This window comes from uncultured Campylobacter sp., from assembly GCF_938017705.1.
Classification (GTDB): Bacteria; Campylobacterota; Campylobacteria; order Campylobacterales; family Campylobacteraceae; genus Campylobacter_B.
Map to the genome: position 1 here is coordinate 1 of NZ_CALIIS010000073.1, position 3275 is coordinate 3275.

Consider the following 3275-nt stretch of genomic DNA (forward strand, 5'->3'; position numbering starts at 1 on the left):
ATGAGCTTATCGCCGACGGCGGGGATAAAATTTATCCGCGCGGCGTTAAATTTAATCGATCTTCAGCACGCTCAAAAACGCTTCGCTCGGCAGATTTACTCTGCCGATCGCCTTCATGCGCTTCTTGCCCTCTTTTTGCTTCTCGAGCAGCTTGCGCTTACGCGTGATGTCGCCGCCGTAGCACTTGGCGGTCACGTTTTTGCCCATGGCGCGGACGTTTTCGCGAGCGATGATCTTGTTGCCGATGCTTGCTTGGATCGCGACTTCAAAAAGCTGCCGCGGCACGATCTCCTTCATCGCTTTGACGAGGTCGCGCCCCTTGGATTCGGCCTTTGAGGCGGGCACGATGATCGAGAGCGCATCAACCGCTTCGCCCGCGACGCGGATATCTAGCTTGACTAGATCGCCGCGCCTATAATCGATCGGCTCGTAATCAAAGCTCGCATATCCCTTGGTGCAGGATTTGAGCTTGTCGTAAAAGTCCATTATGATCTCGTTTGTCGGCACGTCGTATTCGAGCAGGACGCGCTCTGGCGTGATGTAGTCCATCTTGGTTTGGACGCCGCGGCGTAAATTTAAAAGACTGATGAGATTGCCTAAAAACTCGCTCGGGGTGATGATCGTCGCCCTGACGTAGGGTTCCTCGATGCGCTCGATGTAATTGGGCGCCGGAAGCTCGCTGGGGCTGTGTATCCGCACGCACGAGCCGTCCGTGAGATACACGGCGTATGTGACGGTCGGCGCCGTGGCGATGAGATCGAGATCAAACTCGCGCTCAAGCCGCTCCTTCACGACCTCCATATGCAGTAGCCCCAAAAACCCGACGCGAAAGCCAAATCCCAGCGCGAGCGACGTCTCGGGCTCATAGCTAAGCGAACTGTCGTTTAGGCTGAGCTTATCCAAAGCGTCGCGCAGATCTTCAAATTTATCAGTCTGCACGGGATAGATGCCCGCAAACACGAAGGGCTTGGCCTTCTCAAAGCCGCCCACGGGAGCGGCGGCGCGATTTTTAAAAAGCGTGATCGTATCGCCTACCTGCACGTCGGCGACGTTTTTTAGCCCCATTACTACGATGCCCACTTCGCCGCTGCTAAGCTCGCGAGTTTTGGTAGGCGCGAGCGGGTTGGGATACATCAGATCGAGCACCTCGTGGCGGTTCTCACTACCCATGATATAGACCTCATCGCCCTTTTTCAGCACGCCGTCGTAGAGCCTCGCAAGCGCGAGCGCGCCTAGGTAGTTATCAAACCAGCTGTCGTAGATGAGCGCCTTAAGCGGCGCGGCGTCGTCCGTTTTGGGCGCGGGAATGCGAGTGATTATCGCCTCTAAAAGCTCCTTGATACCCACGCCCGTTTTGGCGCTGACCTCGATCGCGCTGCTGCAATCAAGCCCGATGACGTGCTCGATCTCCTCTTTTACGCGCTGCGGATCGGCGGCGGGCAGATCGATTTTGTTAAGCACGGGGATGATCTCGAGATTGTGCTGCAGCGCGATATAGACGTTTGCGATGGTCTGCGCCTGCACGCCCTGGCTGGCATCTACGACGAGGATCGCCCCCTCGCAGCTAGCCAGCGAACGCGAGACCTCGTAGCTAAAATCCACGTGGCCCGGGGTATCGATCAAATTTAAAACGTATTTCTCGCCGCCAAGCTCGTACTCGAGCCGCACGGACTGCGCCTTGATCGTGATGCCGCGCTCCTTTTCGATATCCATCGTGTCCATGATCTGGCTGCTCATCTGGCGCGCCTCGACGGCGTTACACTCGCTAATCAGGCGGTCTGCGAGTGTGGATTTGCCGTGGTCGATATGCGCGATGATGCTGAAATTTCTGATATTTTTTGTTTTCAAGTGGCTTTCCCTGATGAAATTTTAAGCCGCATTGTGCCGAAATTTCATTTAAAAACGGGTAAATAGAAAGGCGATATTTACGAACTAAAAATTTATACAATGAAGTAAAATTCGTAAGCCGCTACGAGCGATAGAATTTTAAAAAATTATTAAGTGGCATGCTTTGCCACAACGGAGTTTGACGGCAAGAATTAGACGCTATTTACGAACGGAAATTCTGCGGCTATATTGAAATGTAAAATTTCACGTAACAAAAAATTGTAATAAGCCTTGCGTGATTACGCTACGCGAAACTTACAATGCTGATGGTTGAGAATTTTAATAAACGGGAGGAGGATCGTCATATAAAATTTTACTTTGAAATTCTACCGCTTGGGATTAGCGCTCAATTCTATGCTGTTACGGCGCACAAATCTCAATGAATAAATTTTACCGCCAAGTTTTATAGCAAAATTTCGCAATTTAAAATTTCAAAGAAATTCTATCTCATGGAATTTACAGACAAAAATTTGCAAAGCAAAATTTTAAAATATTTGTCGCCAAGAAAACTAAGATTTCGCCCATAAAAAAGGCTAGCCAGGAGGCTAGCCTTTATGTTACGAGCTTAACGCAGATACTACCAATCGGTCTTTTGGTTGTAGATATCGCGGACATCTCCCGTATCTAGCTTCCTCGTAGAAGTATCACTGGTACTGTTATCTGACGTGCTACCACCGGCAAACGATCCTACGTCATCTTCTTTGCCGGACTTGACTTGACCTTCACCGCCCCAGACCGTAGGTTGAGCGGCTCTTATGCTTACATTAAGAGGATTGAAGTACTGCCGTACACCCGGATACTGCTTAGAATAAGCTCCCCCACCAGCTACCATAAACATAGTATTTTCATTTCCGGCAGGCGTATGGATAAACCATGGACTAGTTATGATACGTACCCTAGCCTGGCCTGCTGCGGAACCGCTGACGATTATATCCTCCTTACCTGCGCTTACTACATTACCTCTCGTAACATTTATCCCTACCTCGCCAACTTTAGTTAAGCTATCATAGGCGCTTACGAACTCTGCATCTATATTATTTAAAGTAGCTCTAGTATTTACTACAAACTTTGTAAAATCAGTTAGGCTATGATCTTGAGCCGCTAGCACGGTAAATATATTCGAGTTAGGGGCTTCATAAGCAAGTTCTGCGCTAGGAGCAGGCATATTCGCGCACCTATCGGTTCTGCCGCAATAGATCTGCGTATAAATAGGCACGGTTACCCCGGTTCTGGTAGTAGCCTGATAGACTCTGGACCCCAAGCTCTTATCATACGACGTACCGTAGACGAATAGTGCATAAGTACCTATATTGTCACTAAAATCCGTAACGGTCGTACCTGTTGCATAGGTCTTACTATTGGAATTAGCAGCGGCTATATAATCAGCT

General features: G+C 49.6%; 2 protein-coding genes. Both read right to left on the reverse strand.

Annotated features, from left to right (window positions below; genetic code table 11):
* Positions 1-51 precede the first annotated feature (51 nt).
* The gene (gene lepA, locus Q0605_RS03555) at positions 52-1848 is read right to left on the reverse strand and encodes a translation elongation factor 4 (RefSeq protein WP_298704307.1); all 1797 of its coding nucleotides are present in this window, start codon (positions 1846-1848) and stop codon (positions 52-54) included.
* A gap of 616 nt (positions 1849-2464) precedes the next feature.
* On the reverse strand, positions 2465-3275 hold an 811-nt coding region (locus Q0605_RS03560), incomplete at its 5' end, for a hypothetical protein (RefSeq protein WP_298704309.1).